The sequence below is a fragment of the Paraburkholderia sp. BL17N1 genome, assembly GCF_003634175.1.
Classification (GTDB): domain Bacteria; phylum Pseudomonadota; class Gammaproteobacteria; order Burkholderiales; family Burkholderiaceae; genus Paraburkholderia.
On record NZ_RBIW01000001.1, the window covers coordinates 781,210 to 806,564 of the forward strand.

General features: G+C 63.8%; 22 protein-coding genes. 10 read left to right on the top strand and 12 right to left on the bottom strand.

The annotated features are described in order from the left end of the window. Positions 1–11 precede the first annotated feature (11 nt). From glyS to B0G82_RS03385, 4 genes are read left to right on the top strand one after another with little or no spacing between them, the layout of a single operon-like run. A complete protein-coding gene (gene glyS / locus B0G82_RS03370) occupies positions 12–2,111 on the top strand; it encodes a glycine--tRNA ligase subunit beta (RefSeq protein WP_121306644.1) in 2,100 nt (699 codons plus the stop codon). A 10-nt stretch (positions 2,112–2,121) separates the two neighbouring features. Next, entirely contained in the window at positions 2,122–2,676 is a 555-nt protein-coding gene (gmhB, locus tag B0G82_RS03375; protein WP_106282304.1) for a D-glycero-beta-D-manno-heptose 1,7-bisphosphate 7-phosphatase, read from the top strand. A 40-nt stretch (positions 2,677–2,716) separates the two neighbouring features. Next, positions 2,717–3,475: a lysophospholipid acyltransferase family protein gene (locus tag B0G82_RS03380; RefSeq protein ID WP_116118983.1), complete on the top strand. Its 759-nt coding sequence runs from the start codon at positions 2,717–2,719 to the stop codon at positions 3,473–3,475. Positions 3,476–3,519: 44 nt separating this feature from the next. Beyond that, entirely contained in the window at positions 3,520–4,422 is a 903-nt protein-coding gene (locus B0G82_RS03385; protein WP_121306645.1) for a SprT family zinc-dependent metalloprotease, read from the top strand. A gap of 70 nt (positions 4,423–4,492) precedes the next feature. Here the strand turns inward: B0G82_RS03385 and B0G82_RS03390 are convergent, their stop codons facing one another. The 3 genes from B0G82_RS03390 to B0G82_RS03400 form a co-directional block, all read right to left on the bottom strand. Next, positions 4,493–4,891 carry a hypothetical protein gene (locus B0G82_RS03390; protein ID WP_121306646.1) on the bottom strand — a complete coding sequence of 133 codons (399 nt, stop codon included), beginning with the start codon at positions 4,889–4,891 and terminating at the stop codon, positions 4,493–4,495. A gap of 26 nt (positions 4,892–4,917) precedes the next feature. Beyond that, positions 4,918–5,304 (bottom strand): lactoylglutathione lyase, encoded by a 387-nt coding sequence (gene gloA, locus B0G82_RS03395; RefSeq protein ID WP_116118980.1) that lies wholly within the window; start codon positions 5,302–5,304, stop codon positions 4,918–4,920. Positions 5,305–5,390: 86 nt separating this feature from the next. Then, positions 5,391–6,512 carry a porin gene (locus B0G82_RS03400; RefSeq protein WP_121306647.1) on the bottom strand — a complete coding sequence of 374 codons (1,122 nt, stop codon included), beginning with the start codon at positions 6,510–6,512 and terminating at the stop codon, positions 5,391–5,393. Positions 6,513–6,771: 259 nt separating this feature from the next. Between B0G82_RS03400 and B0G82_RS03405 the strand changes: the two genes are divergently transcribed. Beyond that, positions 6,772–7,707 (top strand): DMT family transporter, encoded by a 936-nt coding sequence (locus B0G82_RS03405; RefSeq protein ID WP_116142911.1) that lies wholly within the window; start codon positions 6,772–6,774, stop codon positions 7,705–7,707. Positions 7,708–7,752: 45 nt separating this feature from the next. Here B0G82_RS03405 and rsmA read toward each other — a convergent pair whose 3' ends face one another. The 4 genes from rsmA to B0G82_RS03425 all read right to left on the bottom strand — a co-directional run bounded on the left by rsmA (position 7,753) and on the right by B0G82_RS03425 (position 13,544). After that, positions 7,753–8,583, bottom strand: coding sequence for a 16S rRNA (adenine(1518)-N(6)/adenine(1519)-N(6))-dimethyltransferase RsmA (gene rsmA, locus B0G82_RS03410; protein ID WP_012431739.1), 831 nt, complete (start codon positions 8,581–8,583; stop codon positions 7,753–7,755). Positions 8,584–8,732: 149 nt separating this feature from the next. Further along, entirely contained in the window at positions 8,733–9,743 is a 1,011-nt protein-coding gene (gene pdxA / locus B0G82_RS03415) for a 4-hydroxythreonine-4-phosphate dehydrogenase PdxA (RefSeq protein ID WP_121306648.1), read from the bottom strand. Positions 9,744–9,748: 5 nt separating this feature from the next. Continuing rightward, positions 9,749–11,110 carry a peptidylprolyl isomerase gene (locus B0G82_RS03420; protein ID WP_121306649.1) on the bottom strand — a complete coding sequence of 454 codons (1,362 nt, stop codon included), beginning with the start codon at positions 11,108–11,110 and terminating at the stop codon, positions 9,749–9,751. Between the two features lie 67 nt (positions 11,111–11,177). Continuing rightward, complete coding sequence (locus B0G82_RS03425; RefSeq protein WP_106281975.1) at positions 11,178–13,544, bottom strand: LPS-assembly protein LptD; 2,367 nt, start codon at positions 13,542–13,544, stop codon at positions 11,178–11,180. Between the two features lie 223 nt (positions 13,545–13,767). Between B0G82_RS03425 and B0G82_RS03430 the strand changes: the two genes are divergently transcribed. Together B0G82_RS03430 and murU are read left to right on the top strand one after the other, a co-directional pair. Next, positions 13,768–14,859, top strand: coding sequence for a phosphotransferase (locus tag B0G82_RS03430; RefSeq protein ID WP_121306650.1), 1,092 nt, complete (start codon positions 13,768–13,770; stop codon positions 14,857–14,859). Between the two features lie 3 nt (positions 14,860–14,862). Continuing rightward, positions 14,863–15,591, top strand: a complete 729-nt coding sequence (gene murU / locus B0G82_RS03435) for an N-acetylmuramate alpha-1-phosphate uridylyltransferase MurU (protein ID WP_121306651.1) — start codon at positions 14,863–14,865, stop codon at positions 15,589–15,591. A gap of 119 nt (positions 15,592–15,710) precedes the next feature. On the opposite strand, the gene B0G82_RS03440 is transcribed toward murU, so the two are convergent. Continuing rightward, complete coding sequence (locus tag B0G82_RS03440) at positions 15,711–17,600, bottom strand: ABC transporter ATP-binding protein/permease (RefSeq protein WP_121306652.1); 1,890 nt, start codon at positions 17,598–17,600, stop codon at positions 15,711–15,713. A 285-nt stretch (positions 17,601–17,885) separates the two neighbouring features. On the opposite strand from B0G82_RS03440, the gene B0G82_RS03445 reads away from it, so the two are divergent. Further along, positions 17,886–18,281 (top strand): acyl-CoA thioesterase, encoded by a 396-nt coding sequence (locus B0G82_RS03445; protein WP_106281983.1) that lies wholly within the window; start codon positions 17,886–17,888, stop codon positions 18,279–18,281. A 70-nt stretch (positions 18,282–18,351) separates the two neighbouring features. On the opposite strand, the gene B0G82_RS03450 is transcribed toward B0G82_RS03445, so the two are convergent. Together B0G82_RS03450 and B0G82_RS03455 are read right to left on the bottom strand one after the other, a co-directional pair. After that, positions 18,352–18,690: a DUF4148 domain-containing protein gene (locus B0G82_RS03450; protein ID WP_121306653.1), complete on the bottom strand. Its 339-nt coding sequence runs from the start codon at positions 18,688–18,690 to the stop codon at positions 18,352–18,354. Positions 18,691–18,883: 193 nt separating this feature from the next. Then, a complete protein-coding gene (locus B0G82_RS03455; RefSeq protein WP_121306654.1) occupies positions 18,884–19,816 on the bottom strand; it encodes a LysR substrate-binding domain-containing protein in 933 nt (310 codons plus the stop codon). A 160-nt stretch (positions 19,817–19,976) separates the two neighbouring features. Between B0G82_RS03455 and B0G82_RS03460 the strand changes: the two genes are divergently transcribed. Next, positions 19,977–20,591 carry a glutathione S-transferase N-terminal domain-containing protein gene (locus B0G82_RS03460; RefSeq protein WP_121306655.1) on the top strand — a complete coding sequence of 205 codons (615 nt, stop codon included), beginning with the start codon at positions 19,977–19,979 and terminating at the stop codon, positions 20,589–20,591. Between the two features lie 19 nt (positions 20,592–20,610). On the opposite strand, the gene B0G82_RS03465 is transcribed toward B0G82_RS03460, so the two are convergent. Together B0G82_RS03465 and B0G82_RS03470 are read right to left on the bottom strand one after the other, a co-directional pair. Further along, entirely contained in the window at positions 20,611–23,730 is a 3,120-nt protein-coding gene (locus tag B0G82_RS03465) for an EAL domain-containing protein (RefSeq protein ID WP_121306656.1), read from the bottom strand. A 159-nt stretch (positions 23,731–23,889) separates the two neighbouring features. Continuing rightward, complete coding sequence (locus B0G82_RS03470; RefSeq protein WP_116142931.1) at positions 23,890–24,366, bottom strand: nitrate reductase associated protein; 477 nt, start codon at positions 24,364–24,366, stop codon at positions 23,890–23,892. A gap of 146 nt (positions 24,367–24,512) precedes the next feature. Between B0G82_RS03470 and fdhD the strand changes: the two genes are divergently transcribed. After that, positions 24,513–25,352: a formate dehydrogenase accessory sulfurtransferase FdhD gene (gene fdhD / locus B0G82_RS03475; protein WP_121306657.1), complete on the top strand. Its 840-nt coding sequence runs from the start codon at positions 24,513–24,515 to the stop codon at positions 25,350–25,352. Positions 25,353–25,355 lie beyond the last annotated feature (3 nt).

Consider the following 25,355-nt stretch of genomic DNA (forward strand, 5'->3'; position numbering starts at 1 on the left):
AACATCAAGAAATGACTCAACCCCACCAAGCTACCCTGCTCGTCGAGCTGCTGACCGAAGAACTGCCGCCGAAAGCGCTCGCGCGTCTCGGCGACGCCTTCGCGGAAGGCATTGCGCAGCGCCTCGCGGCGCGCGACCTGGTCGAAGGCGAACTGTCGTTCGAACGGTATGCCACGCCGCGCCGCCTCGCTGTCACGATCAAGAACGTGCGCGCGGTCGCGCCGGAAAAACACGTGCGGGAGAAAGTGCTGCCGGTTTCCGTCGCGCTGGATAAAGACGGCCAGCCCACCGCGCCGCTCGCCAAGAAACTCGCTGCGCTCGGCTTCCCCGATTTTTCGGTGAGCGACCTGGAGCGCGCGCAGGACGGCAAGGCCGAGGCCTTCTTCCTGCGTTACGCCGCGCCGGGCGCCACGCTCGCCGACGGCCTGCAAAGCGCGCTCGACGAAACGCTCACCAAGCTGCCGATCCCGAAGTTCATGACGTATCAGCGCCCGGACGGCACCAACGTGCAGTTCGTGCGTCCGGCGCATCGCCTCACCGCGCTGCATGGCGAACAGGTCGTGCCGGTGAGCGCGCTCGGCATCGACGCCGACGACACCACGCTCGGCCATCGTTTCCTCTCCGAAGGTTTCGTGCAGATCCAGCATGCGGACTCGTACGCCGAAACGCTGCTGCATAAAGGCCACGTGGTGGCGAATTTCGCCGACCGCAAGGAAACCATCCGCACGCAACTGCTCGCGCAAGCGGACGGCGATCAGGTGGTGATGCCGGAATCGCTGCTGGACGAAGTGACGTCGCTGGTCGAATGGCCGGTGGTGTACGCGTGCCGTTTCGAGGACGAATTCCTGGAAGTGCCGCAGGAATGCCTGATCCTCACCATGCAGACCAACCAGAAATATTTCGCGCAGACCGATGCGAACGGCAAGCTGCGCTCGCGCTTCCTGATCGTTTCGAACATCGAGACGCCCACGCCGGGCGATATCGTCGAAGGCAATGAACGCGTGGTGCGTCCGCGTCTGGCGGACGCGAAGTTCTTCTTCGAGCAGGACAAGAAGAAGCCGCTCGCGGATCGCGTGCCGCTGCTCGCGAACGTCGTGTATCACAACAAGCTGGGCTCGGCGCTGCAACGCGTTGAGCGAGTCGAAGCGCTGGCCGGTGCGATTGCCGAACTGATCGGCGCCGACGTGGCGCTCGCGAAGCGTGCCGCGCGTCTGGCCAAGGCCGACCTGATCACCGACATGGTGGGCGAATTCCCCGAGTTGCAAGGCACCATGGGCACGTACTACGCCCGGCACGACGGCGAGCCGGAAGAAGTCGCGCTCGCGTGCTCGGAACATTATCAGCCGCGTTTCTCAGGCGACGCATTGCCGGCCACCGCAACCGGCACCGTCGTCGCGCTGGCCGACAAGCTCGAAACGCTGGTCGGCATCTGGGGCATCGGCCTGCAACCCACCGGCGAGAAAGACCCGTTCGCGTTGCGTCGCCACGCGCTCGGCGTGCTGCGCATTCTGGTGGAGAAGCAACTGCCGGTCGATCTCGTCGAACTGCTGCGCACCGCTTATGCGCAATTCGCCGCAGTGCCGAACGTGACCGATTCGACGCAAGCCATTTACGAGTTCAGCATGGACCGTCTGCGCGGCCTGCTGCGCGAACGCGGCTACGCGCCGGGCGAAATCGACGCGGTGCTGGCGCTGAACCCCACGCGTCTCGACGACATCGTCGCGCGGCTGGATGCCGTGCGTGAATTCGCGGCGTTGCCGGAAGCGGCCGCGCTCGCGGCAGCCAACAAGCGCATCTCGAACATTTTGAAGAAGTCGGAAGGCGCGGCGACCGGCGGCGTGCAGGTCACACTGCTCGTCGAAGCGGCGGAAAAAGCCCTTCACGCGCAACTCGAACAGGTGGCGCCGCGCGTGCAATCGCAACTCGCCGCGCGCGACTACACAGGTGCGCTAACCGCGCTCGCCGCATTGCGCGAACCGGTCGACACGTTCTTCAACGACGTGATGGTCAACGCTGAAGATCCGGCGTTGCGCGCCAACCGTTTGGCTTTGCTCGGCGCACTGCATCAGCAGATGAATTGCGTCGCCGACATTTCCCGACTCGCCGCCTGAGCCCCCAGCCATGCCGACCAAAAAAGTGGTGATCCTCGACCGCGACGGCGTGATCAACGTCGACTCCGACGCGTTCATCAAGTCGCCGGACGAATGGGTGGCGCTGCCCGGTTCGCTCGAAGCCATCGCGCGCCTGAATCAGGCCGGGTATCGCGTGGCGATCGCCACCAACCAGTCGGGCATCGGCCGCGGCCTGTTCGATATGAACGCGCTCAACGCCATGCATCTGAAAATGCATCGCATGGCGGCGGCGGTCGGCGGGCGCATCGACGCGGTGTTCTTCTGCCCGCATACGTCGGAAGATCACTGCGAGTGCCGCAAGCCGAGGCCCGGCATGCTGAAGATGATCAACGAGCGTTTCGAGGTCGATCCGGAGCACACGCCGGTGGTCGGCGACTCTCTGCGCGATCTGCAAGCAGGCGCGTCGCTCGGCCATCCGCCTCATCTGGTGCTGACCGGCAAGGGCCGCAAAACGCTGGATGCCGGCGGCTTGCCCGACGGTACGATCGTCCACGACGACCTGCGTGCCTTCGCGCTCGACTTCCTCGCCGACGCTCAAGAGTGACGCGCGCCGCGCGCGTCCCCAACCCTCACTGACCACGCCGATGCGCTTCATTCGTTCTTTGCTTCTGCTGATCTATTTCGTTCTGTTCACGGTGCCGTACGCGACTGCATGCTTCATCGCATTCCCGTTCATGCGCGCCGACAATCGCTACTGGATGGCGGCCGGCTGGTGCCGCGCGACGCTGCATACGGTGCGCTGGCTCAACGGTATCCGCTACAACATCGAAGGCTTCGAGAACCTGCCCAACGGTCCCGCCGTGCTGCTCTCCAAACATCAATCGGCTTGGGAAACGCTGGCGTTTCCGGCGCTGATGCCTCGGCCGCTGTGCTACGTGTTCAAGCGCGAGCTGCTGTACGTGCCTTTCTTCGGTTGGGCGCTCGGCATGCTGAAGATGGTTCATATCGATCGCAAGGAAGGCAAGTACGCGTTCGAGTCGGTGATCAGGCAAGGCAATGCGCGCATGGCCGAAGGCGCCTGGGTCATCATGTTTCCGGAAGGCACGCGCACGCCCACCGGCAAGCAAGGCAAGTACAAAACCGGCGGTGCGCGTTTCGCGACGGCCACCGGCGCACCGGTCGTGCCGATTGCGCACAACGCAGGACGTGTGTGGCCTCGCAACTCGTTTCTCAAATATGCGGGTATAGTCACAGTGTCGATCGGCAAGCCGATCGAGACGACGGGGCTCACGCCCGATGAAGTGAACACGCGCGTCGAACAGTGGATCGAAGCTGAAATGCGTCGCATCGATCCTACTGCGTACCGCGCGGCGGAAAGCAGTTCCGCCGCCGCACCAATCTGACGCGCCCACGCCCTCGAAGGCGTATTTGCGCGAAGCCGAATCCGATGCAGAAGTTTCCTACGCCGCAGCCCGCTGCGGCGCTCGATAACCGGCAACTCGATCTCCCGCTCTTTGCCGAGCCGGGGTCGACGTCGTCGTCCCCGTCACCTTCCGCACCGACGCCAGGCGCTTCGCAGAACTCGCCAGGCGGCCAGCAGCCCGCCGTGCCGCTCGCGCCGGATGGCAGCAAGCTGCGCAGTCTCGCGATCGGCTCACGCACGCTCCACTACGCCCTCAAGCGTTCGGCGCGCCGCTCGATCGGTTTCGCGATCGACAGCACGGGTCTCACGATCACCGCGCCGCGCTGGGTCACGCTCGCCGATATCGAAACCGCGATCACCGAAAAGCAGCGCTGGATCTTCACGAAGCTGATCGAGTGGCAGACGCGGGTCGAACAACGCGCGTTGCCGAAGGTCGATTGGAAAGATGGCGCCGAAGTGCCGTATCTCGGTCAGCCCGTGCGAGTGAAACTCGGCGCGCCGCAAGGCATGCTCGCGTTCAGCGCGCAAGATGCGGCGCTGCAAGTGCCACTGCCCTTGCAAGCGGATCCGCAGCAGATCAAGGATCGCGTGCAAGGCTGGCTGCAGGGTGAGGCGAAGCGGCTGTTCGGCGAGCGCCTCGCGATTTACGCGGAGAAACTGGGCGTGAACTATCGCGCGTACTCGCTTTCGTCAGCGGCGACGCGTTGGGGCAGTTGTTCGAGTGACGGCAAGATTCGCCTGAACTGGCGGCTGATTCACTTCCCGCTTTCCATCATCGATTACGTCGTCGCGCACGAACTCGCGCATCTGCGTGAAATGAATCACAGCCCGCGCTTCTGGCAAACAGTGGAATCGATTTTTCCGGAGTTTCGCGAAGCGCGGCAGACGCTGAAGTCGCATCCGCCGGAATTGCTGCCTACGCTTTAACGCCTCTTCACGCCTTGAAAACCGGCGCTTCGATTTCAAACCGAAGCGCCGGTTTGTCACTCACTTCTGCTCATTCCGAGCACAAAGTTTCCTGCAGATGACGCCACGTCACCTTGCCGTGCGCGTCGAGATCCATCACCGCCGTGGAGCGCCGCACGTTCGCGTTGCCGGAACTGTCGCGCTGATACTCGCGATATTTCAACACCGCCCCGGACGGATATTCGGCGACGATCTCCCTGTCGCGGATCGTGATTTGCGAGCCTGGACGCGCGCCGTGCAGCTTCGAGAAAATCTCGCGCACGCCGGCGTGATCCAGTGCGACGCCCGACGTCATGACCAGCGTGAATTGCGGGGCGAAGCGCGCCATGATTCGCTGCAGCGCGCCTTCATCGGCGGAACCGTCGAACAGGGCCTGAATTTCGACGTGGATCTCGTCGAGTTCCTTGAAGTAGGGATTGATGTTATTCATTCTTTGACCTCGCCCTGCCGCCGGCCTTATTTCTTCTTCTGGATGAACTCGATCTTGTAGCCGTCCGGGTCCGTGACGAAAGCGATCACGGTCGTGCCGTGTTTCATCGGGCCGGCTTCGCGCACGACCGTGCCGCCTTGTGCCTTGATCTTGTCACAGGCGGCGTAGGCGTCTTCCACTTCGACTGCGAGGTGGCCGAAGCCGGTGCCGAGGTCATACGAAGGCGTGTCCCAGTTGTGGGTGAGTTCGAGCACGGTGCCGTCGCGCTCATCTTCGTAACCGACGAATGCCAGCGTGAATTTGCCGTCCGGATAGTCTTCGCGGCGCAGCAGTTTCATGCCGAGCAATTCGGTGTAGAAGGCAATCGAACGATCCAGGTCGCCGACCCGGAGCATGGTGTGAAGCAGGCGCATTGTGCACTCCCTGTTGCGTGGTAACGAGACCCTCAATTTACCCCGAATCACGCGGCGCTGCAGGGCGTGCCACTTTAAATCAGTACTCAGAACTGATGCCGCAAGCCTGCCATCAGGCCGATCTGCGAGCCCTTCTGCGCGAGCCCCACGCCGTTGACGCCCTGCAGCTGCGCGCCGATCAGACCGCCGCGGTACAGCGAATAATCGCCTTCCACGTAGACGTCGGTGCGGCGGGACAGGTTGTAGTCGGCGACCAGTTGAAATTGCCAGGCCGAGCCGTCCTGCGCAGCGGACTTGCCGTCCTGCAAGGTGCGCCAGACGTTCGCGGCGAAGTGCCATTTATTGCTGACCTGTTGCGAGATGCCGCCCATGATCATGCGGCGCCGCGCGAAGTCGGTGTACTTGAGCGCCGCCAGCACCGGCGCGGTAAATGGCCCGTTGGCAAAATTCGAAAAGCCCGCGTCGTTCTGATTGACGATGTAGCCGGCGGAAAAACGCGTCAGATTCCACGTGTACGCGCCGCCGAATGTCCATGTCTTCGCGGCCGCGCCGTTGACCGAATCTTTCGACACTTCGTACGCGCCGCCGAGGCTGAACGGACCGCCTTCCGGCTTATAAGCCGCGGCCGCGCCGATCTGACTGCCATAAGAATTGCCCGCGTTGCCGCCGAATGCGTAGCCGGCCGCGAATGTGAAGCCGTTATATCGCGCCTGATATTGCACCTGGTTGCTGGTCCAGATGCCGCCCGTCATGGTGATTTCAGGTTGAAAACTGAAGTCGTACGGGATCCACCAATTGCTGCCGTAACCGGCCACCGTGACCCCTTCGATCACGACGTTGTACTGCCGCCCGAGGATGATCTGGCCGTATGAATCCGATCGCACGCCGACCTGTGCTTCATTGAAGAATGGCAGCGTGGGATCGCTTTGGCCGCTATTGATGTAAATGCGGTTTTCGAGCTTGAAGAAAGTAGACCAGCCGCCACCGAGATCCTCGACGCCCTTCAGCCCCCAGCGGCTCTGCGTCATGCCGCCCGTGCCGAGTCCGATCGACGAATCGCCGGCCTTGTTGACGTGAGTCAGGTAGCGCACGCTTTCGTCGACCACGCCATACAGCGTCACGCTGGATTGCGCGTGTGCCCACTGACACCCCAACGACGCCAATGCCGCGGGTACCGCGACCGCTGCCCACCTGCCTACGTTCTTCATAGCTTCTCCTCGTACAGGCTCCGCGTCGCGCGGATCGAGTTCGTCTGCTTGGAATTTCCCTGACAAAACGTTAGTGGCAGAACCTTAGCGCGAAACGCGGGCCGTGCGAAATTAGTCTGACGCAGGTGTTGTTAAGTCGGCAAAAACGCTTGCGGCCTCGCTTGCGGGCTGAAAGATGCACGCGTAGCCAATGGGGTCATCGGCGGGCGGCTTGGGCAGGTTTGCTATCGTACGAGCTGTTTCCGACTCGACACCGCCCATGAGCACCTCCGCCCTGCCCGCACGCCGCGCCCCGGATAGCTTCGCCATCCTGCTGATGATCGGCCTGTGCGCGATCTGGGGCCTCCAGCAAGTCGCGATCAAAAGCACCAATGCGGCAGTGCCGCCGGTCTTCCAGGCCGGCCTGCGTTCGGCGATTGCATCGGTACTGGTGTGGGCCTGGGCGCGCTCACGCGGCACGCCGCTCTTTCGCGACGACGGCACCCTGGGCGCCGGCCTGCTCGCGGGCGTGCTGTTCGCGGGCGAGTTCGTGTGCATTTTTCTCGGCCTGACGCTGACCAGCGCGTCGCGCATGGCGGTCTTTCTGTACACCGCGCCGTGCTTCACGGCGCTCGGCCTGCACTGGTTCGTCGACGGCGAGCGCATGCGGCGGATTCAGTGGGCCGGTATCGTCGTGGCGTTCGCGGGCATCTCGCTCGCCTTCGCGGACGGGTTCCTGCACGGCCGCGCCGCCGGCGGTTCGCTGCTGGCGGGTGTCGCGGGCGACGCGCTTGGGGTGCTGGGCGGCATCACGTGGGCCGCGACAACCGTGGTGGTGCGCGCCACGCGGCTCGCTCAATCGAGCGCCAGCAAGACGCTGTTTTATCAATTGATGGTGTCGGCGGTGGTGCTGCTCGCGCTTGCGCTCGGACTCGGCCAGGCACATGTCGAAACCGTCACGCCGCTGACCGTGGTGAGCCTCGCTTATCAGGCGGTGATCGTGGCGTTCGTCAGCTATCTGCTGTGGTTCTGGTTGCTGACGCGCTATATCGCGTCGCGCCTGTCGGTGTTTTCGTTTCTCACGCCGCTGTTCGGCGTGACCTTCGGCGTGCTGCTGCTCGGCGAGTCGTTCAGCCTGCGCTTTCTGATGGCCGCGGTGTTGGTGTTGACCGGCATTGCGCTGGTCAACGCACCGGCGAAGCGCGTGACGGGCTAGTGCATCGCGTCATTCGAGATCGCAGTCTCGCTACTCCGCCAAGGCCTAGGCTTTGGCCGCCACGATCTGCGCCACGCGCACGTATTCGTCCACCGGCACGTCTTCGGCGCGGCGTTGCAGGTCGAAACCAAGCGCCTCGAAATCCACCGAATCACGATACGCGGCGAGCGTGTTGCGCAACATCTTGCGACGCTGCGAGAACGCGGCCGTCACCACTTCGCCGAGCACGCGCTCATCCACCGGCGCCAACTCATGCAGCTCGTATGGAATCATCCGCACGATCGCCGAATCCACTTTCGGCGGCGGGTTGAATGCTTCGGGCGGCACGTCGAGTTGCTTGTCGATCACGTAGCGGTATTGCAGCATCACCGAGAGACGACTGAACGCCTTGGTGCCCGGCTCCGCCACCATCCGCTCGACCACTTCGTTCTGCAACATAAAGTGCTGATCGATCACGCGATGCGCGAACGACGTCAGATGAAACAGCAGCGGGCTCGAAATGTTGTACGGCAGATTGCCGACAATGCGCAGCGACGCTTTCTCGCCTGGCGCGGCCAGCGAGCCGAAGTCGAACGCGAGCGCGTCGCCGGCGTGCAGTTCGAGCAGGCCGCCGAATTTCGTCTTTAGTCGGCCAATCAGATCGCGGTCGAGTTCGACGGCGTGCAAGGGCGCTTCCGGCGTGGCCAGACGCTCGATCAGCGGTTCGGTGAGCGCGCCGAGACCCGGCCCGATCTCGACCATGCGCTCGCCGCGTTGCGGCCGGATGACATCGACGATCGAATCGATCACGCCCATGTCGACCAGAAAGTTCTGACCGAAACGCTTGCGCGCGATATGACCTTGGTGCCGGCCCTGTTGCTGTCTGCTGGTGGACATCGAAGAAACGCTAAGAAAGAGAACTGCTTAAGAAAAGGAACTGGCTGAGCGGCGCGCACTTGCCGAATGCGCCCGGAGCGCTCGCCAAGCCGCATACGCTGCTGCTAGCGGCAGGACACACGCGAGCAGCGGCACGGCGGCGCCGAGCATCAGCCCGCGCGGCGGTGCTGCGCCATCGACACCGCCGTCTCGATCGCCGCGATCAGGCTGCCCGCGTCGGCGCGGCCGGTGCCGGCCAGATCGAGCGCGGTGCCGTGATCGACCGAGGTGCGGATAATCGGCAATCCGAGCGTGACATTGATGCCTTCGCCGAACGTGGCGTACTTCAACACCGGCAAGCCCTGATCGTGGAACATGGCCAGCACGCAATCGGCCTCGTCCAGATAACGCGGCTGGAACAGCGTGTCGGCCGGGTACGGACCGCGCGCGTCGATGCCTTGAGCCTCCGCGAGCTTCAGCGCCGGCGTGATGACCTCGATTTCCTCGCGGCCCAGATAGCCGTTCTCGCCCGCGTGCGGGTTCAGCCCCGTCACGAGGATGCGCGGCGCCGGCAAGCCGAAGTGATGCCGCAAATCGTGATCGATGATGCGCAGCGTCTCGACAATGCCTTCGATGGACAACGCGGCGGACACATCCTTGAGCGGCAGATGCGTGGTCGCCAGTGCGACGCGCAACGGACGCTTGCCCGTGCCGGCCAGCATCATCACCACACGCGGCGTATGCGTGCGCTCGGCCAGATATTCGGTGTGACCGGTGAACGGCACGCCGGCATCGTTGATGGTGCTCTTTTGCAGCGGCGCGGTGACGATGGCGTCGAACGTGCCCGCTACCGCGCCGTCGATCGCGCTGTCGAGCAGGTCGAGCACGTAGCGGCCGTTGGCCGGGTTGAGCTTGCCCGCAACGGCAGGCGCTCCGAGCGGCCGGTGCTGCACGCGCACGCGCTTGCCGTCCGCCGTCAGCGCGCTCCAGTCCACACCCACGGCGCGCGCGCGTTCGGCGAGCAGGTCTGCGTCGCCCAGCACGGTGAACTGCGCGTGGGGCCAATGCGCCGCCGCGCCCGCCAGTGCCTGCACCGTCAATTCGGGACCGACGCCGGCGGGCTCGCCGGTCGTGATCGCGATCTGCAACGGTGGGCGGGCGGACTGGGTGGCGCTTGTCATGACGGTTATTGCGTGCTCGACAAAGTGGGCTTCACTTCCACATACGCGGTGTCGCGCAGTTCGCGCAACCAGTCGGCGTAGGCCTGTTCCGCCTTGCGCTGACCGATGGCCTGGCGCGCCAGATCCATCTGCTGCGAAACCGAACCTTCGGATTCGCGACGGCCCAGCACCTGAATCAGGTGATAGCCGTATTCACTGCGGACCGGATCGCTGATCTGGCCGTCCTGCAGGTTGTTCATGGCGCGCTCGAATTCCGGCACCGTCTCGCCCGGGCTGATCCAGCCGAGGTCGCCGCCTTGCGACGACGAACCGTCTTGCGAGTAAGTATGCGCGAATTTCGAGAAGTCGCCGCCCGCAGCGATTTCTTTCTTGATTTCAAGCAGCTTCTGACGCGCTTGCGGTTCCGACATGCCGTCGCCGACGCGCAGCAGAATGTGGCGCACGTGCGTTTGCACGAGCTTCGGCGCGTCCGAGCTGGTGCCCTGACCCGCACGGCGATCGACCAGACGCACGATTTCGAAACCGTCGTTGGTGCGGATCAGATCCGGACTGACTTCGCCGGGACGCATCGTCGAGACAGCCTTGACGACTTCAGCCGGCAGCTTCGACGGCGAAACGAAACCGATATCGCCGCCTTTCGATGCATCCGGCGCCTGCGAATTCGACTTCGCCAGCTTGTCGAAATTGGCGCCGCTCTTTGCTTCGGCAAGCAACGCCTGGGCCTTCTGTTGCGCCGCTTCGATATCCGTCTCCGACGCGTTCAACGGCGCCTTCAGGAAAATGTGCTGCAGATGCAGGTCGCTCGTCGCGCCGGCGTTCGGGCCACGCTGACTGGCGATGTAGTTCGCGACTTCGGCGTCCGACACCGTGACCTTGCTGTCCACTTCCTTCTCGCGCAGGCGCGAGAGCGTGAGTTCGGTGCGCGCGTCACTGGTGAACGTGCTCCAGGGCACCCCTTGCGCCTCGATGCGCGAGCGGTACACGTCGAGCGACAGGTTGTTCGCCGCCGCCAGCCGTTCGAGCGTTTTCTGCACGGTGGCGTCGTCGATGTTGATGTTGTCTTCTTTCGCCTTTTGCAACTGGATGCGCTCCAGCACCATCTGGTTGAGCACCTGCTGACGCAACTGGTCCATCGGCGGGACCGGCGCGTTCTGCTGGTTCAGGCGGCGGGTGATCAGGCTCATGCGTTCGTCGAGTTCGCGCCGCGTGATGACACCGTTGTTGACCACTGCGGCAATGGTGTCGACCGTCTGGCCGCTACTGCCGCCCAGCGCCTGCGCCTGCACCGGCGCGACCGACAGGAAAGACGCCGCGGCGGCCAGACCGGCCGCAAGCGTTGCCAAGCGAAGCTTTTTCATGATTGCCACAGATACTCCAATGATGTCGGGCGCGCCTGGCCCGTCTTTTCGCACTTTATAAATGATCGGGCGAGCGTCATTCGTAATTGGTGAAACGCGATTCCGGCGGCGGCGGCGGCGGCAACGGCGTATAGCCCGCCACGCTGGCGCGGAACGCGCTCATCAGCCCGTTGTCGACGCTCGACAAGCCCTTGAACGTCAACTGCGCGAGGAACCGCGTGCTCGACTGATTCTGCCCCGAGGTGTTCAGACCGTTCGCGTAGCGCTGGATCCCCGCGCCGAGCGTCCAGCAATCGGCGTCGTACTGCAGGCCGACCAGACCGTCGACGATGCGATGACCGCCCAGGTCGTAATTGAAACGGCCCACGCCAAACACCCGATGCGTGAGCGGCCATTGCCCCGAGATCAGCACCTGATTGATCGGCTGGTTGTCCAGCGTGGTGTTCGCGCGGGTGTAACGGTACCCGACGTTGATCACCTTGCCGGTGGCGGGACTGAACCCGAAGCCGATGCTCGTCTTCACCAACTGGTTGTTGTCGGCATTATATTGGAACGCCGTTTCCGAAGCGAAACCGGCGCCGAGCTTGAACGACGCACCCGCGATCAGGTCCGAATGCGTGGCCTGCGTGCTGGTCTGCGTAGGCTGCAGCGTGACGCGCTGGTCCTGGAAATAGTACTGCTGCGCGATCACGAAACGCGCCCGCTCGTCGCCCGTGGCCGCGTCGATGAAGCGCGTGGTGAGAGCGGCCGTCAGGCGGTTCGCGTCGGCGATCCGGTCATTACCGACGAAGGTGTTCGGCGTGAAGATTTCCGCCAGGCCGAAGTCGGAGTCGGCGGTGTCGAACAGCGGCGCGGATTCCTGATTGCGATACGGCGTGTACACGTAATACAGGCGCGGCTCGAGCGTCTGGATGTAATCCTGGCCGAAGATGCGCACCGAACGGTCGAAGATCAGGCCCGTGTCGAAGGTGAACGTCGGGATCGATTCGGTGAAGTTCTTCGGCGTGCCGATCGGCACGTCGTCGTGAATATTGCGCAGGTTGTACGACGCAAAGTGCCACTGCACCTTTGGCGTGACGAAGTAACCCGGCCCGACCACGGAATACGCGAGGTACGGGTTGAACATCACCCGCTGACCTTCGGTCTGGTCCGCGGTGGTGATGGTGAAATTCGTGTAGTCGGCTTCCGCGCCGTAGTCGAAGCCGCCGACGTTGTACTTCGCGTACTTCACGTTCAACTGCGGCTCGCGCCCGTACGGCGCCGTTGAAGGCGCCAGCGTCTGCCAGTGCTGTTCGCGCGCGAGCACCGACCACGGGCCGTTGCTGTAGGTCAACCCGGCTTCCTGTTGATACAGGAGCTGGGTGCCGTTCATGAACTGACTGACCGACGACGACAGGTCTTCCGGATACGTGTTGTCCGAAACCTTGTTGTAGTAGATGTAGCCGCCGAACCCGTTGCCGAAGTTCTGGTTGTGCTGGATGTACAGCGCGTAGCGGTTGGTCTTGGTCAGATGATCGTCCGGCAGGAACTCGCCGGTGATCGAGCCGGAATACGTGGGCGACAGATAACGGAACGTGGACTGCAACTGCACGCCGCGCTTGGAAATCACGCGCGGCGTTACCGTCAGATCGCGATTCGGCGCGATATTGAAGTAATACGGCACCGACAGTTCGAAGCCGTTCGACGAACTCAGCGAGAAGGTGGGCGGCAGAACCCCGCTGCGCCGCTCGCCCGAAAGCGGAAACGACAGCCAGGGCGAGGCGAACACCGGCACGCCCTGGAAGAACAGCACGCCGTTGTGGGCGACGCCCTCGTCCGCGCCGGTATCGAAATCGAACTCGCTGCCCCTGATGTACCAGGCCGGATCGTCCGCGCACGCGCAGGCCGTGTAAGTGCCCTTCGTGAACACCGAGCGCTCGTTGTCGAGCAGGTCGACGCGCTCCGCGCTGCCCGAGCCGCCCGTCACGTTGAAGTGGTACTTCGGCGCGGTCATGAAACCTTCGCTCGAATCCACGCGCATGTGCGCTTCCGGGCCGACGAACGAACTGCCGTTGTTGACCACGTGGACCTGGCCGTACGCATCGGCCATGTCCGTGTCCTGGTCGTAGTGCAGCGCGTCGGCCTTGATCACGACCGTATTGCGGCGCACCTCGGCCGAGCCCTTGGCGGCCATGTCCTGGTCGCTGGTGCCGGTGGTCGCGTCGCCGAGCACGAACGTGGCTGGCTTCTGGCCCGTCTGCAACGGATGGTCTTCGAGCTGCGGGGCGAGTTGCATGCCCCAGGGCGCGTCGATAGGTTGCGGCTGCGCGGCTTCCCCCACCAGCTGGGCGTGCGCAAGCGCGGGCATCAGGCCCGGAACGGCGATCAACGCCGCGACGAGCCGCCTTTTGCGCGGCACAACAGCACAAGAGGGAGTCGTTTGGGAAAGCTGTCTAGGCGGCATGTATCGTTTGGCGAATCGGCTCGTCCGTCAGCATCTGCAGTCACGGTCCACCGCCTGCACATCCCGACCGTGACAGTCGGCTGCACATCAATATTTACAATCTGTTGAACGATGAGGCGGGCGGTAAAGCGGAATACGCGAAAAGCTGGCGTGAGCCGCGTCAAAAAAGTCGTGGGGTATTATATGGCAAGACGTTGCCCCTCTGAATTTGCCGCCGGTTTTCATGACGCTGCCCCCATCCCAAGACTCCACCGATACCCGTCTCGACCTGCTCAAAGCCTGGCTGAAAGGCCACGCGGCGCGCTATTCGCTCGAGCTCGACACACTTGTTCCGGCTTCGTCCGACGCCAGTTTTCGCCGCTATTTCCGGCTCGCCGGTAAGGCGGCGGAAGGCGAAAGCAACGGCACGCTGATCGCCGTCGATGCCCCGCCGCCCGAAAAGTGCCGCGAATTCGTGCAGGTCGCGCAGTTGCTCGCGGCCGCCGACGTGCACGTGCCGCGTGTGCTGGAGGTCGATTTCGAGGCCGGCTTCATGCTCGTCACCGATCTGGGCACGGCTTCGTACCTCGGCGCGCTAACCGAAGCGCAGAACGCGGACGACCCGCGCCGCGCCCGCTCGCTGATGCGCGACGCGCTCGACGCGCTGATCCGCTGGCAACTCACCTCGCGCGAAGACGTGCTGCCACCGTTCGACGAAGCCTTCCTGCGCCGCGAGATGGAGTTGATGCCGGAGTGGTTCCTCGGCCGCCATCTGGGCCGCGGGACGGACGAACAAGCGGACGAAAAAATCCGTGGCGTGCTCGATCGCACCTTTGCGCTGCTGATCGCGAGCGCCCGCGCGCAACCGCAAGTGTTCATGCTGCGCGACTTCATGCCGCGCAATCTGATGATCGCCGCCGAGGCGAATCCCGTGAACCCCGGCGTGCTGGACTTCCAGGACGCGGTGTACGGCCCGATCACTTACGACGTCGCCTCGCTGTTGCGCGACGCGTTTCTGAGCTGGGACGAAGAGTTCGAGCTGGATTGCTTCGTGTATTACTGGGAACGGGCGAAAAAAGCCGGCCTGCCGGTCGATCCCGATTTCGGCGAGTTCTACCGCCAGATCGAATGGATGGGTCTGCAACGGCACATCAAGGTGCTGGGCCTGTTTTGCCGGATCAACTATCGCGACGGTAAACCGCACTACATGAAGGACCTGCCGCGTTTCATCGGCTACGCGCGCAAGGTCGCCGAGCGCTATGCCCCGCTGCGTCCGTTCGCCAAGCTCCTCGACGATCTCGAAGGCCGCGCGAACGAAGTCGGCTACACCTTCTGACCGATGACGATGTCCCTGAAGAAAGCGATGATTTTCGCCGCCGGTCGCGGCGAGCGCATGCGTCCGTTGACCGACACATGTCCCAAGCCGTTGCTCGACGTGGGCGGCAAGCCGCTGATCGTGTGGCAGATCGAACGGCTCGCGCAGGCGGGCTTTCGCACCATTGTGATCAACCACGCATGGCTCGGCGAGCAGATCGAAGCCACCCTCGGCGACGGTTCGCGCTGGCAAGTCCAGTTGCGCTATTCGGCGGAACGCGAGGCGCTGGAGACCGCGGGCGGCATCGTGCAGGCGTTGCCGCTGCTCGAAGATGACGGCGCGAGCGAAGTGTTCGTCGCGGTCAGCGGCGACGTTTACGCCGACTTCGATTACGCGACGCTGAATGCGCACGCCGAAAGATTGCAGGCCTTGCCCGAGCCGGGCATGCATCTGGTGATGGTGCCGAACCCGGCGTTTCATCCGAACGGCGACTTTGGTCTGGTGGACGGCGGCCTGCTCTCGCTCGACGCCCAGCCGCGCTTCACGTTCGGCAATATCGGGCTCTACGACACGCGCATGTTCCGCGATCTGCCACTCGGCACGCGGCGCGCGCTCACGCCGTACTATCGCGACACCATCGCACGCAGGCTCGCCAGCGGCGAGTTGTACGAGGGCTTGTGGGAGAACGTCGGCACGCCGGCGCAGTTGGGTGAACTGGATCAGCGTTTGCGCGTGCCAGACGGCAGGCGCTAGAAGTTCGGCGTTCGGCGTTCGGCGTTCGGCGTTCGGCGTTCGGCGTTCGGCGTTCGGCGTTCGGCGCAAAAGTTTCGCGCGGCATTGCACGAGACAACGCGAAAAATCGCCGCGCAAATTTATCGCCCGCCGCCCCCCGCACCCACCGTTTCCACTGCTTCCGGCGCTTCCGCCGCGCGTTGCTGCTGCAACGCCCACATCTGCGCGAACAGGCCGTTCGCGCGCAGCAGTTCCGCATGCGTGCCACGCTCGACGATCCGCCCTTTGTCCATCACGATGATCTGCTGTGCGTGCACCACTGTCGAAAGCCGGTGCGCGATGATCAACGTGGTGCGCTCGCGGGCGATCTGATCAAGCTCGTGCTGAATGGCGCGCTCGGAACGAGAATCGAGTGCCGAGGTCGCTTCGTCGAACAACAGGATCGGCGGGTTCTTGAGGATGGTCCGTGCAATCGCCACGCGCTGCTTTTCACCGCCGGACAATTTCAGGCCGCGTTCGCCGACCGGCGTGTCATAGCCCTTCGGCAGCCCTTCGATGAATTCGTGAATATGCGCCGCGCGCGCCGCCGCGATCACTTCGTCGCGTGTCGCAGATGGCCGGCCGTAAGCGATGTTGTAGTAGATCGAATCGTTGAACAGCACCGTATCCTGCGGCACGATGCCGATCGACGCGCGTAGCGAATCCTGCGCGACGTCGCGAATATCCTGACCGTCGATGGTAATCGCACCGCCCGTCGCGCGGTCCAGATCGTAGAAACGGAACATCAACCGCGCGAGGGTCGATTTGCCCGAACCGCTATGGCCGACCACCGCGGTCGTGGTACCGGCGGGAATCGTAAAGCTCACGTCGTGCAGAATCTGCCGCGCCGGTTCGTACGCGAAGTTCACCCGCTCGAAGCGCACCTGCGCGCCGCTCACGCGCAGCGCGGGAGCGCCCTCGAGATCAGGCACTTCCTGCGCGGCGCCGAGCAGCGTGAACATGCGGTCCATATCGGTGAGGCTCTGCTTCAACTCGCGATACACCACGCCGAGAAAATTCAGCGGAATATAAAGCTGCAGCATGAAGGTGTTGATCAGCACCAGATCGCCGAGCGTGAGACGCCCGGCCATCACGCCTTGCGTGGCGCGCCACAGAATGAACACGAGCCCTGTGCCGATGATCGCCTGCTGCCCGAAGTTCAGCGCCGACAGCGAGCGCTGCGACTTGATCGCCGCCGTGCGATAGCGCTTGAGGTTTTCGTCGTAGCGGCTCGCTTCCCACTCTTCGTTGCCGAAGTACTTGACCGTCTCGTAGTTGAGCAGCGAATCGATCGCGCGTGAATTCGCCTTCGAATCGAGATCGTTCATGGTGCGGCGAAAATGCGTGCGCCACTCCGTGACCTTCACCGTGAAGACGATATACACGGCCAGCGCGATGAACGTGACCACCGCGTAATACGCCTCGTATTTGACGACGAAAAAACCGAGCACGAGCCCGACTTCGACGAGCGTCGGCAGAATGCTGTAGAGCGAATACGAGATCAGTTGAGTGATGCCGCGCGTACCGCGTTCGATATCGCGCGACATGCCGCCCGTCTGCCGTTCGAGGTGAAAGCGCAACGACAGCGCATGCAGATGGCGGAACACTTTCAGCGCGAGTTGCCGCACCGCGCTTTCGGTCACCTTCGAAAACAGAATCTCGCGCAGTTCGGTGAAGAGCGACGTGGACAACCGCACCACTGCATACGCGACCACCAGCAGGCCGATGCCGCCCAGCAACACGATCCCCGGCGAATCGTGCGCGCGGCCGAGCGCCGTGAGATGCTGCACCGAGGCGAGCCCGTCGACAATCCGCTTCATCACGATCGGCACGCCGAGGTTGGCGATCTTCGCGCCGATCAGGCAACTCAGCGCAAAGCCGACGCGCCATTTATACGTGGCGAGATACGGCAGCAGCGAGAGGATCGTCTGCCAGTCGTTGCGCGGCTGGGTGGAGATCGGGGAAGGTTCGGACGAGGGCGTGCGGCGCATGGGGATCGGCGGGGGAGAGTGTGGAAATGCCGGAGTTCGCAGCGGCGCGCCGACCGCGGCATGCCTACCCGGCACACTGCTTTTTGTCGCGCGACCTCGCTGGGCGCTTTCCCGTACAATTCCTGATATTTCTATTGTCGCAGAAGCCGGCTGGCGCCGCTTTTCATGGGTTGGCCCGCCGTGGGCGGCACGTTGGCCGCGCGGTGCGTGCCATACCGTCGTCGTGAGATGCCCTGCGTGCCGGTCGAGGCGACCGAGCCAACACGTTTCCCAAGAGTGCCCCCAATGACCGATATTCTTCAACTCCCGCAAAAGCACTGCGCGCTGCGCGTCGTGCCGCAGCCTTCGGACGCGAACGTCCACGGCGACGTGTTCGGCGGCTGGATCATGGCGCAAGTGGACATTGCCGGCTCGATTCCGGCAAGCCGCCGCGCCAACGGGCGGGTGGCGACCATTGCGGTCAATTCGTTCGTGTTCAAGCAGCCGGTGTTCGTCGGCGATCTGCTGAGTTTCTACGCGGACATCGTCAAGACGGGCAACACGTCCGTCACCGTGGCGGTCGAAGTCTACGCGCAGCGCATGAGCCTGACCGAAGATCTCGTGAAGGTCACCGAAGCGACGCTAACCTACGTCGCCACGGATAGCGACCGGCGTCCACGCGCGCTGCCGGCGCTGGACTGAGCGCCCTGAGTGCGCACAATAAAAAATGAGGCGCCGCGGCGCCTCGTTCGTTCTCAACCGTAGTACCGGGTCACTGACTCGCTGCCTGGCCGATTCCCGCCTTCTTCTGCGCTTTCTGAATGTCGTTCGGATAGTTCGGATCGGTGCTCGACGGCTGATAGCCGTTGGCCTCCAACTTCTTCAACTCGGCATTTTTCTTCGCCCGCGCCTGCTTGCGCGCGGCCTTGCGCTGAGCTTTGGTGGACGGCGCCGCTTTCGATGCGGCCGACGGAACCGCCGCGTCTGAGTCGTTCCCCGCGGGACCGCCGCCGCCGCCGCCGCTCTGGGCGAACGCCGGCGCGGCGCAAGCCACGCTCAATACAACCGATGCCAGCAACACAGACAGTTTCTTTGCAGGTGACGACGTCATTGCTCTCTCCAGCCGGATCAATCAGATTGGGATAGTCGACGGCGCAACGCCCATGACTCAGTGCAAGCAGCGAAAATCGGGCGCAACGCCACATGAATCGTGCTTCGTGGTTCCCAGCGCGGTCTGAGATGGGAACCACGAATATAGCCGACCCAAACCCCCGCGCAAAACGGTTTATGCGAATGAATACGGGCTAACCCGCACGCATCGCTGCGGCTGGCGCGCCACTGCTGCGCAGATAGGCGTCGACCTGCCCTTCGATCCACTGCGCGAAATGCGCCTGCGAGGCATTGAGCATTTCGCGTTGCGGCCAGACCAGCCAATAGGGATAACGGTACGGCACGCGGATATCGGTGATCTGCACCAGTTCGCCGCGCGCCAGCGCATACGCAACCAGGCTGCGCCGCTCGAGCGCGACGCCCTGGCCTTGCAGCACTGCGCCGATCACGATATTCGAATCGTTTGCCGACAGCACTACGGCTCCCTCGGCCGGCTTCGCCACCTGCGCCGCCTGACACCAGTCGTGCCACGGCGTATCGGGACTCGAGATCAGCGGACAGGCCAGCACTTCCGCTGCGCTCAAAGGCAAGCGGCCATGCGGCGCCAGCGTGAAATGCGGCGCGGCCACCACCACCATCTCGTCGTCGAACAGCTTCTGTTGCGCGACGTCGGGCCAATGCCCCTGTCCCATGCGGATGCCGATATCGCTCGCGCCCTGGCGGAAATCCTCGACCTGCAAGCTCGTCTGCAGGCGAATCCGGTAGTACGGATGCGCGTCGCGAAAACTGGCGAGACGCGGCACGAGCCAATGCTGCGCGAACGACGGCAAGGTGCTGATCACCAACTCGCTTTCGTGCGGGCGCGCCTGCGCGCGGCGCGTCGCATGGCTGATGTCGCGCAACGCCATGCGGATGTCGAGCGCGTAAAGCCGCCCCTCCTCGGTCAACCGCAGCCCGCGCGCCTCCCGCATGAACAGCGCGACGCCCATCGAATCTTCCAGCACCTTGATCTGCTGACTCACCGCCGAGTGCGTGACATGCAATTCGCGCGCGGCCTGCGTCACGCCGCCCAAACGGGCGACGGCCTCGAAGCAGCGCAGCGCGGTCAAAGGCGGGATCGGTTTCATGTAAGAAATTCTGACGCAAATCGTCGTTAATTGTCGCTTTTTTTGCGCCGCGGAGATGCTTAACCTATCGGTTCGATGTGCCCTGACCCAGGCCCGAAGCGGAGCTGCACGGCCATGAGGAGTTCGGGCGCGCCATGATAGATGTTCTAACGGGAATGAGATGAAACTGATCGGAATGCTGGATTCGCCCTACGTACGCCGGGTCGCTATCTGCCTCAAATTGTTGAAGCTGGAATTCGAGCACGAGTCGATCTCGGTGTTCAGCACCTACGACCAGTTCGCGAAAATTAATCCCGTTGTCAAGGCGCCCACGCTGATCGCCGACAACGGCCAGACCGTGATGGACTCGACGGTGATTCTCCAGTACCTTGCCACGCTCGCCGGGCCGAATCAGCGGCTTTTCCCGACGCGTCCCGACGCCGCCTTGCGCGCCGCCCGCCTCACCGGCCTTGCGCTCGCCGCGTGCGAGAAGACCGTGCAGATCGTCTACGAACGCAATCTGCGGCCGGCGGAAAAACAGCATGAGCCGTGGCTGGATCGCGTGAGCACGCAGTTGTTCGCCGCTTACGCCGAACTCGAACGCGAGCTTGCGGCGGCGGCGCTGCCCATCGAAACCGATCAGTTCGACGCCGCCGACGTCACCGTGGCGGTCGCCTGGCACTTCACGCAGATGATGCTGCCAGGGACGGTCAGTAAGACGGCGCATCCGTTCCTGCAGTCATTCTCCGAACTGGCTGAAGGTCTGCCGGTTTTCCTCAGCACGCCGGCGCAGTGAGCGCCGCGGCGCGAACGGCTCAAACCGTCGCCAGCTCGCGCCCGACGCCACCTTGCAGCAGTTCGGAAATCGCGTCCGTCGATAAGGGCTTCGCGAAGTAGAACCCCTGCATCTCATCGCACGCGCGTTCTTTGAGGAAATCGAGTTGCGCGGACGTCTCCACGCCTTCGGCGATCACCTGCAACTTCAGCGAATGCGCAAGCGCGATTATCGCCGAGGTGATCGTCTCGTCGTCGGCGGACACGCCGATGTCGGAGACGAATGAGCGGTCGATCTTCAGGCGGTCCACCGGGAAGCGCTTCAGATAGCTGAGGCTCGAATAGCCGGTGCCGAAGTCGTCGATGGCAAGACCGATGCCGAGCGCGTGCAGTTCGTTGAGCATCGACACCGCTTCTTCCGCATTGCGCATGATGGTGCTTTCGGTCAGTTCGAGTTCGAGGTACCGCGGCTCGAGACCGGTCTCGGCCAGCACCTGCATGACCAGCTTGGCGATGTCGCGCTGCTGGAACACGCGCGCCGACAGATTCACCGACACACGCGCCGCCGGCAAGCCTTCGTCCTGCCAGGCCTTGTTCTGGCGGCACGCTTCGCGCAGCACCCATTCCGAAAGCGGTCCGATCAGACCGCTTTCTTCCGCAACCGGAATGAACGACGACGGCGGCACCAGTCCGACTTCCGGATCGCGCCAGCGCACCAGCGCCTCGGTGCCGACGATCTGGCCACTCTCAATATCCACTTGCGGCTGGTAATGCAACAGGAACTCGTTGTCACGCAACGCGCGGCGCAGACGCCGTTCGAGATTCAGGCGCGCGCCTGCGCTCGCGTTCATCTCCGGCTGATAGAACTGGAACGTGTTGCGACCCATGTCCTTGGCGCGATACATCGCGACGTCGGCTTTCTTCATCAGCGTCTCGGCGTCTTCGCCGTCTTGCGGGAACAGGCTCGCGCCCATGCTGCAACCCACATACAGTTCGGTGCCGTCGAGCCAGACCGGCTCGGAGATCGACGCGCGCACGCGCTCCATCCAGGCGATCAGCGACTGTTCGTCGACGGTGTCGGTCATCACGATCACGAACTCGTCGCCGCCGTGCCGCGCCACCGTATCGCTCGTGCGCGTGCAGCGCGCGAGGCGCTCGGCGACCACGCTGAGCAGCCGGTCGCCGACGCTGTGGCCGAGACTGTCGTTGACGTTCTTGAAGCCGTCCAGATCCATGAACACGACCGCGACGCCCTTGTGATGCCGTTGCGCGACGATCAGCGCATGCTGCAAGCGGTCGCGCAGCAGGTTGCGGTTCGGCAGACGCGTGAGGCTGTCGTAGTTGGCCTGGTATTCGAGCTGTTCCTGATAGCGCATCAGATCGGTCACATCGTTGATCACGCCGATGTGATGCGTGATCATGCCGTCCTGATTCGGCACCGGCGCGATGAAGAGCTGATTCCAGAACAGCGCGCCATCCTTGCGATAGTTGCGCACCACCGCGCTGACTTCACGATTCGCCGCGAGCGCCTGACGGATCAGGGCGACGCCCTCCTGGTCGCGGTCGTCGCGTTGCAGGACGCGGCAATCGTGGCCGATCACCTCGGCCGGATCGTAGCCGGTAATGCGCATGAACGCCGGATTCACGTATTCGATCAGATTGCCGGTCGGCGACGGCGCGGTGATCAGAATCGCGTTGACGCTGGCATCGAGCGCACGGCTTTGCAGGCGCAAGGCAAGATCGGCGCGCTTGCGCTCGGTGATGTCCGTGTAGGAACCGAGCACGCCGATCACGCGGCCGTCGCCGTCGGTGAACGGCAGCTTGCTCGTGACGGTCGTGCGGTGCACGCCGTCTATCACCAGATCGAGCTCGAAGTTCATCTTCGGCACGCCGGTGCTCACGACCTCCTTGTCGTGGTCGCTCAGCAGCGTCGAGAAGTCGCGCCACGGCATGTCGGCGTCGCTCTTGCCGACTACCTGCTCCGGATACGCGAGCCCGGCATCGCGCGCGAACGCCATGTTGCAGCCGAGATAGCGCGACTGCATGTCCTTCCAGAAAATGCGCTGCGGAATATTATCGATCACCGCTTCGAGCATCTGGTTCGAACGCTGCGCTTCGGCTTCGGCGTTGATCTGGTCGGTAACGTCGTCGGCGAGCACGAAGAACGCGGCGCGGCCCATGAAGTTCAGCGCGTGATACGAAATATCAGCGCTGATCGTCGAGCCGTCCTTACGCCGGTGGTGCCAGATGCCCGCCATGGTGCGGCCGTGCTGACCCGCGTCGCTGCGCTGCATATGGGTTTCGAGGCGCGAGATTTCGCCGCTCGGGCGGATCGCGCGAACGGTCATGCCGAGAAATTCGCTTTCGGTGTAGCCGTATTGCTGGATCGCGGCCGCGTTGACGGCGAGAAAGCGCAGCGTCTCGCGATCGAAGATATACATCGGCACCGGATGGTCGTCGAACAGGCCGCGAAAGCGTTCGTCGTGGCGGCCGAGCGCGCGCACGCTGCGCAACTTCTCGCGGGCGCTGTTTTCGCGCGCGCCGAACGTGAAGATCAGCAGCACGCTGCTGCCCAGCATGGTCACGATCAGCAGGAACATCGCCCGCTGCGTTTCGCTCGCCGATGCCGCGAGCGACGCCTGCACCGCGCGGTTCTCCGCGCCGCGCAGTGTTGCGAGGCCGGCTTCGACGCGATCCAGGCCGAGCCCGAGATGGGTATAGGTCGAAGCCGCCCACGCGCGCGAGGCGTCCGGGCCGGCACTGGCGCTCCTGAGCAGCGCGTCGTCGATGTCGTGTTGCAGCACGTGGCTGTCCGCGCTCAGCTTTGCGAGCGCGCCGAGCATGGCGGGTTCGCCGGCCAGTTCATTGCGCAGGTCGCGCTCCAGACCCGCGAGCGTCGTCGCCATGGCGGCGGCCGCGGCTGCCGCGCTGGCCGGCGCCGACTCGCGCGACGCCTCGAAGCGGCCGAGCGCGGCCAGGCCGCCGTCGAGCGCCGTATGGTAGGCGTCGAGGTGCTGGCGCACGCTCGTCGAACGCAGCATGCGCGCGTCAACGTCGCGTTGGCCGCAAATCTGCGTATAGGCGACGAACGCGTTCGCGCCGATCGCCGCGGCAACGACCGCCAGATTGATCAGCAGCCGCTTCGATAGAAAAGGAGTCATGGGTTCCGAACGTCAATCGTTCTGCGGGCGGGAGCGCGCGGTCGCGGCCGATGCGTCGGGCCGCATCGATACTAGTCTCTTTACGCGCCAACCCATGGATAACGGCAGGGTTCGGAACAGATTGAGGGTAGTGAGTGAAAAAAACCTGGCCGGCCGCATCTAGCCGGCCGCGCCGAACTCCTTCATGGCCGGGACGAAGTCGTGGTTGGCCTCCTGCTTGCGCGACAGCTTGGCGAGCACGTAGCGCTTGAACGGATCAAGTTCGGCCCACTGGGCGACGCCCGGCGCGGCGAGACCGGCCAGTTGCGCCTGATGCGCGATACCCTCCGGCACGCTGTCGGTGCGACGCCAGGCCGGCGCTTCCTCAGGTGTGAACCACTCCGGCTCGATGTTCGCGTGGGTGCGCAGCATTTCGAACAGGGCATGATCGAAATTCGGCTCGATTTCCGCGTCTTCCTCGACCGGGAAACGCGCCAGCAGCTTGCGGTCTTCGAGCGGCAGCGTCTGCCACTGATCGAGCGAAATGCGCAGCCCGAACCGGTCGAGATTGAAGCGCACGGACATCGGGATGTAAGTGAAATTCTCCGAAGACGCGACCTCGAAGTTGAACAGAAGCGGTGCTTCGTTGAGTCCCATGATTGAGTCCCTCCTGGATGGCGGGCAACACGCAAGCCCAGCTTGGGGTATTTTAGAACCTTATTCGCGCGACGGCGGCATGGCTGGCTGCACCCTGCGGGCCGTCAACCGCTCGCGCGCGCGGCATGACAAAGGAGTGAACTAGCTTGAACGAACTGGAAACAGCCGGGCAGCCGGGCGCGGTAGAGCGCCAGGTGCACCGGCATCGCGGCGCGGCGGTCGAAACCGTCATCGACCATGTCGGTCAGGAATGGCCGGTCGCGCTCGTCTTCAACGGCATTTCGCATGCGGTGATGATGGGCACGCCGCGCGATCTGGAAGCGTTCGCGGTTGGATTCGCGATTTCGGAAGGGATCGTGGAGCGCGGCAGCGACATTCAGGACATCGAGGTCGAACTGCATGACGACGGCGAATTGCCGCATGCCGAAGTGCAGTTGCAAGTGGTGCAACAGGCCTTCGTCGCGCTGAAGGAGAAGCGCCGCGCGCTCGCCGGGCGCACCGGATGCGGTGTTTGCGGTATCGAAAGCATCGATTTGCTGGATCTGCAGCCGGAGCGTGTGCCGGATACCGGCTTTCTGCAACGCCTCGCGCCGGACGCGATCGCGCGCGCCGCCCGCGATTTGCCCGAGCATCAGGCGTTGACGCGGCTGACCGGCGGCCTGCATGCCGCCGCGTGGTGCGACGCCGCGGGCGCGATCCGCTACGCGTTCGAGGACGTCGGCCGCCACAATGCGCTCGACAAGCTGATTGGCCAGTTGGTGCTCGACCGCGTGGATACCAAGGAGGGTTTTGTGTTTCTGTCCAGCCGCGCGAGCTACGAGCTGGTGCGCAAGGCCGCGCGCGTCGACGTGCCGATGGTCGCCACAATCTCGGCGCCGTCGTCGCTGGCGATCACGATTGCGCGCAAGGCGGGCGTGCGGCTGGTGAGCTTCTGCCGCGAGACAAGCTACGTTGACTACGATACGTTGCAGTCGACGCAGCCTTGAGTG

What these genes read in the sequence shown, in the direction of transcription:
- murU (WP_121306651.1), top strand. Translation starts at nt 14,863, where the DNA reads ATGACGATGTCCCTGAAGAAAGCGATGATTTTCGCCGCCGGTCGCGGC.
- B0G82_RS03390 (WP_121306646.1), bottom strand. Translation starts at nt 4,891, where the DNA reads ATGAATAACATCAATCCCTACTTCAAGGAACTCGACGAGATCCACGTC.
- B0G82_RS03385 (WP_121306645.1), top strand. Translation starts at nt 3,520, where the DNA reads ATGCAGAAGTTTCCTACGCCGCAGCCCGCTGCGGCGCTCGATAACCGG.
- B0G82_RS03440 (WP_121306652.1), bottom strand. Translation starts at nt 17,600, where the DNA reads ATGCGCCGCACGCCCTCGTCCGAACCTTCCCCGATCTCCACCCAGCCG.
- gloA (WP_116118980.1), bottom strand. Translation starts at nt 5,304, where the DNA reads ATGCGCCTGCTTCACACCATGCTCCGGGTCGGCGACCTGGATCGTTCG.
- B0G82_RS03380 (WP_116118983.1), top strand. Translation starts at nt 2,717, where the DNA reads ATGCGCTTCATTCGTTCTTTGCTTCTGCTGATCTATTTCGTTCTGTTC.
- B0G82_RS03425 (WP_106281975.1), bottom strand. Translation starts at nt 13,544, where the DNA reads ATGCCGCCTAGACAGCTTTCCCAAACGACTCCCTCTTGTGCTGTTGTG.
- rsmA (WP_012431739.1), bottom strand. Translation starts at nt 8,583, where the DNA reads ATGTCCACCAGCAGACAGCAACAGGGCCGGCACCAAGGTCATATCGCG.
- B0G82_RS03405 (WP_116142911.1), top strand. Translation starts at nt 6,772, where the DNA reads ATGAGCACCTCCGCCCTGCCCGCACGCCGCGCCCCGGATAGCTTCGCC.
- pdxA (WP_121306648.1), bottom strand. Translation starts at nt 9,743, where the DNA reads ATGACAAGCGCCACCCAGTCCGCCCGCCCACCGTTGCAGATCGCGATC.
- B0G82_RS03450 (WP_121306653.1), bottom strand. Translation starts at nt 18,690, where the DNA reads ATGACGTCGTCACCTGCAAAGAAACTGTCTGTGTTGCTGGCATCGGTT.
- B0G82_RS03470 (WP_116142931.1), bottom strand. Translation starts at nt 24,366, where the DNA reads ATGGGACTCAACGAAGCACCGCTTCTGTTCAACTTCGAGGTCGCGTCT.
- B0G82_RS03400 (WP_121306647.1), bottom strand. Translation starts at nt 6,512, where the DNA reads ATGAAGAACGTAGGCAGGTGGGCAGCGGTCGCGGTACCCGCGGCATTG.
- B0G82_RS03465 (WP_121306656.1), bottom strand. Translation starts at nt 23,730, where the DNA reads ATGACTCCTTTTCTATCGAAGCGGCTGCTGATCAATCTGGCGGTCGTT.
- B0G82_RS03445 (WP_106281983.1), top strand. Translation starts at nt 17,886, where the DNA reads ATGACCGATATTCTTCAACTCCCGCAAAAGCACTGCGCGCTGCGCGTC.
- B0G82_RS03460 (WP_121306655.1), top strand. Translation starts at nt 19,977, where the DNA reads ATGAAACTGATCGGAATGCTGGATTCGCCCTACGTACGCCGGGTCGCT.
- gmhB (WP_106282304.1), top strand. Translation starts at nt 2,122, where the DNA reads ATGCCGACCAAAAAAGTGGTGATCCTCGACCGCGACGGCGTGATCAAC.
- B0G82_RS03430 (WP_121306650.1), top strand. Translation starts at nt 13,768, where the DNA reads ATGACGCTGCCCCCATCCCAAGACTCCACCGATACCCGTCTCGACCTG.
- B0G82_RS03455 (WP_121306654.1), bottom strand. Translation starts at nt 19,816, where the DNA reads ATGAAACCGATCCCGCCTTTGACCGCGCTGCGCTGCTTCGAGGCCGTC.
- glyS (WP_121306644.1), top strand. Translation starts at nt 12, where the DNA reads ATGACTCAACCCCACCAAGCTACCCTGCTCGTCGAGCTGCTGACCGAA.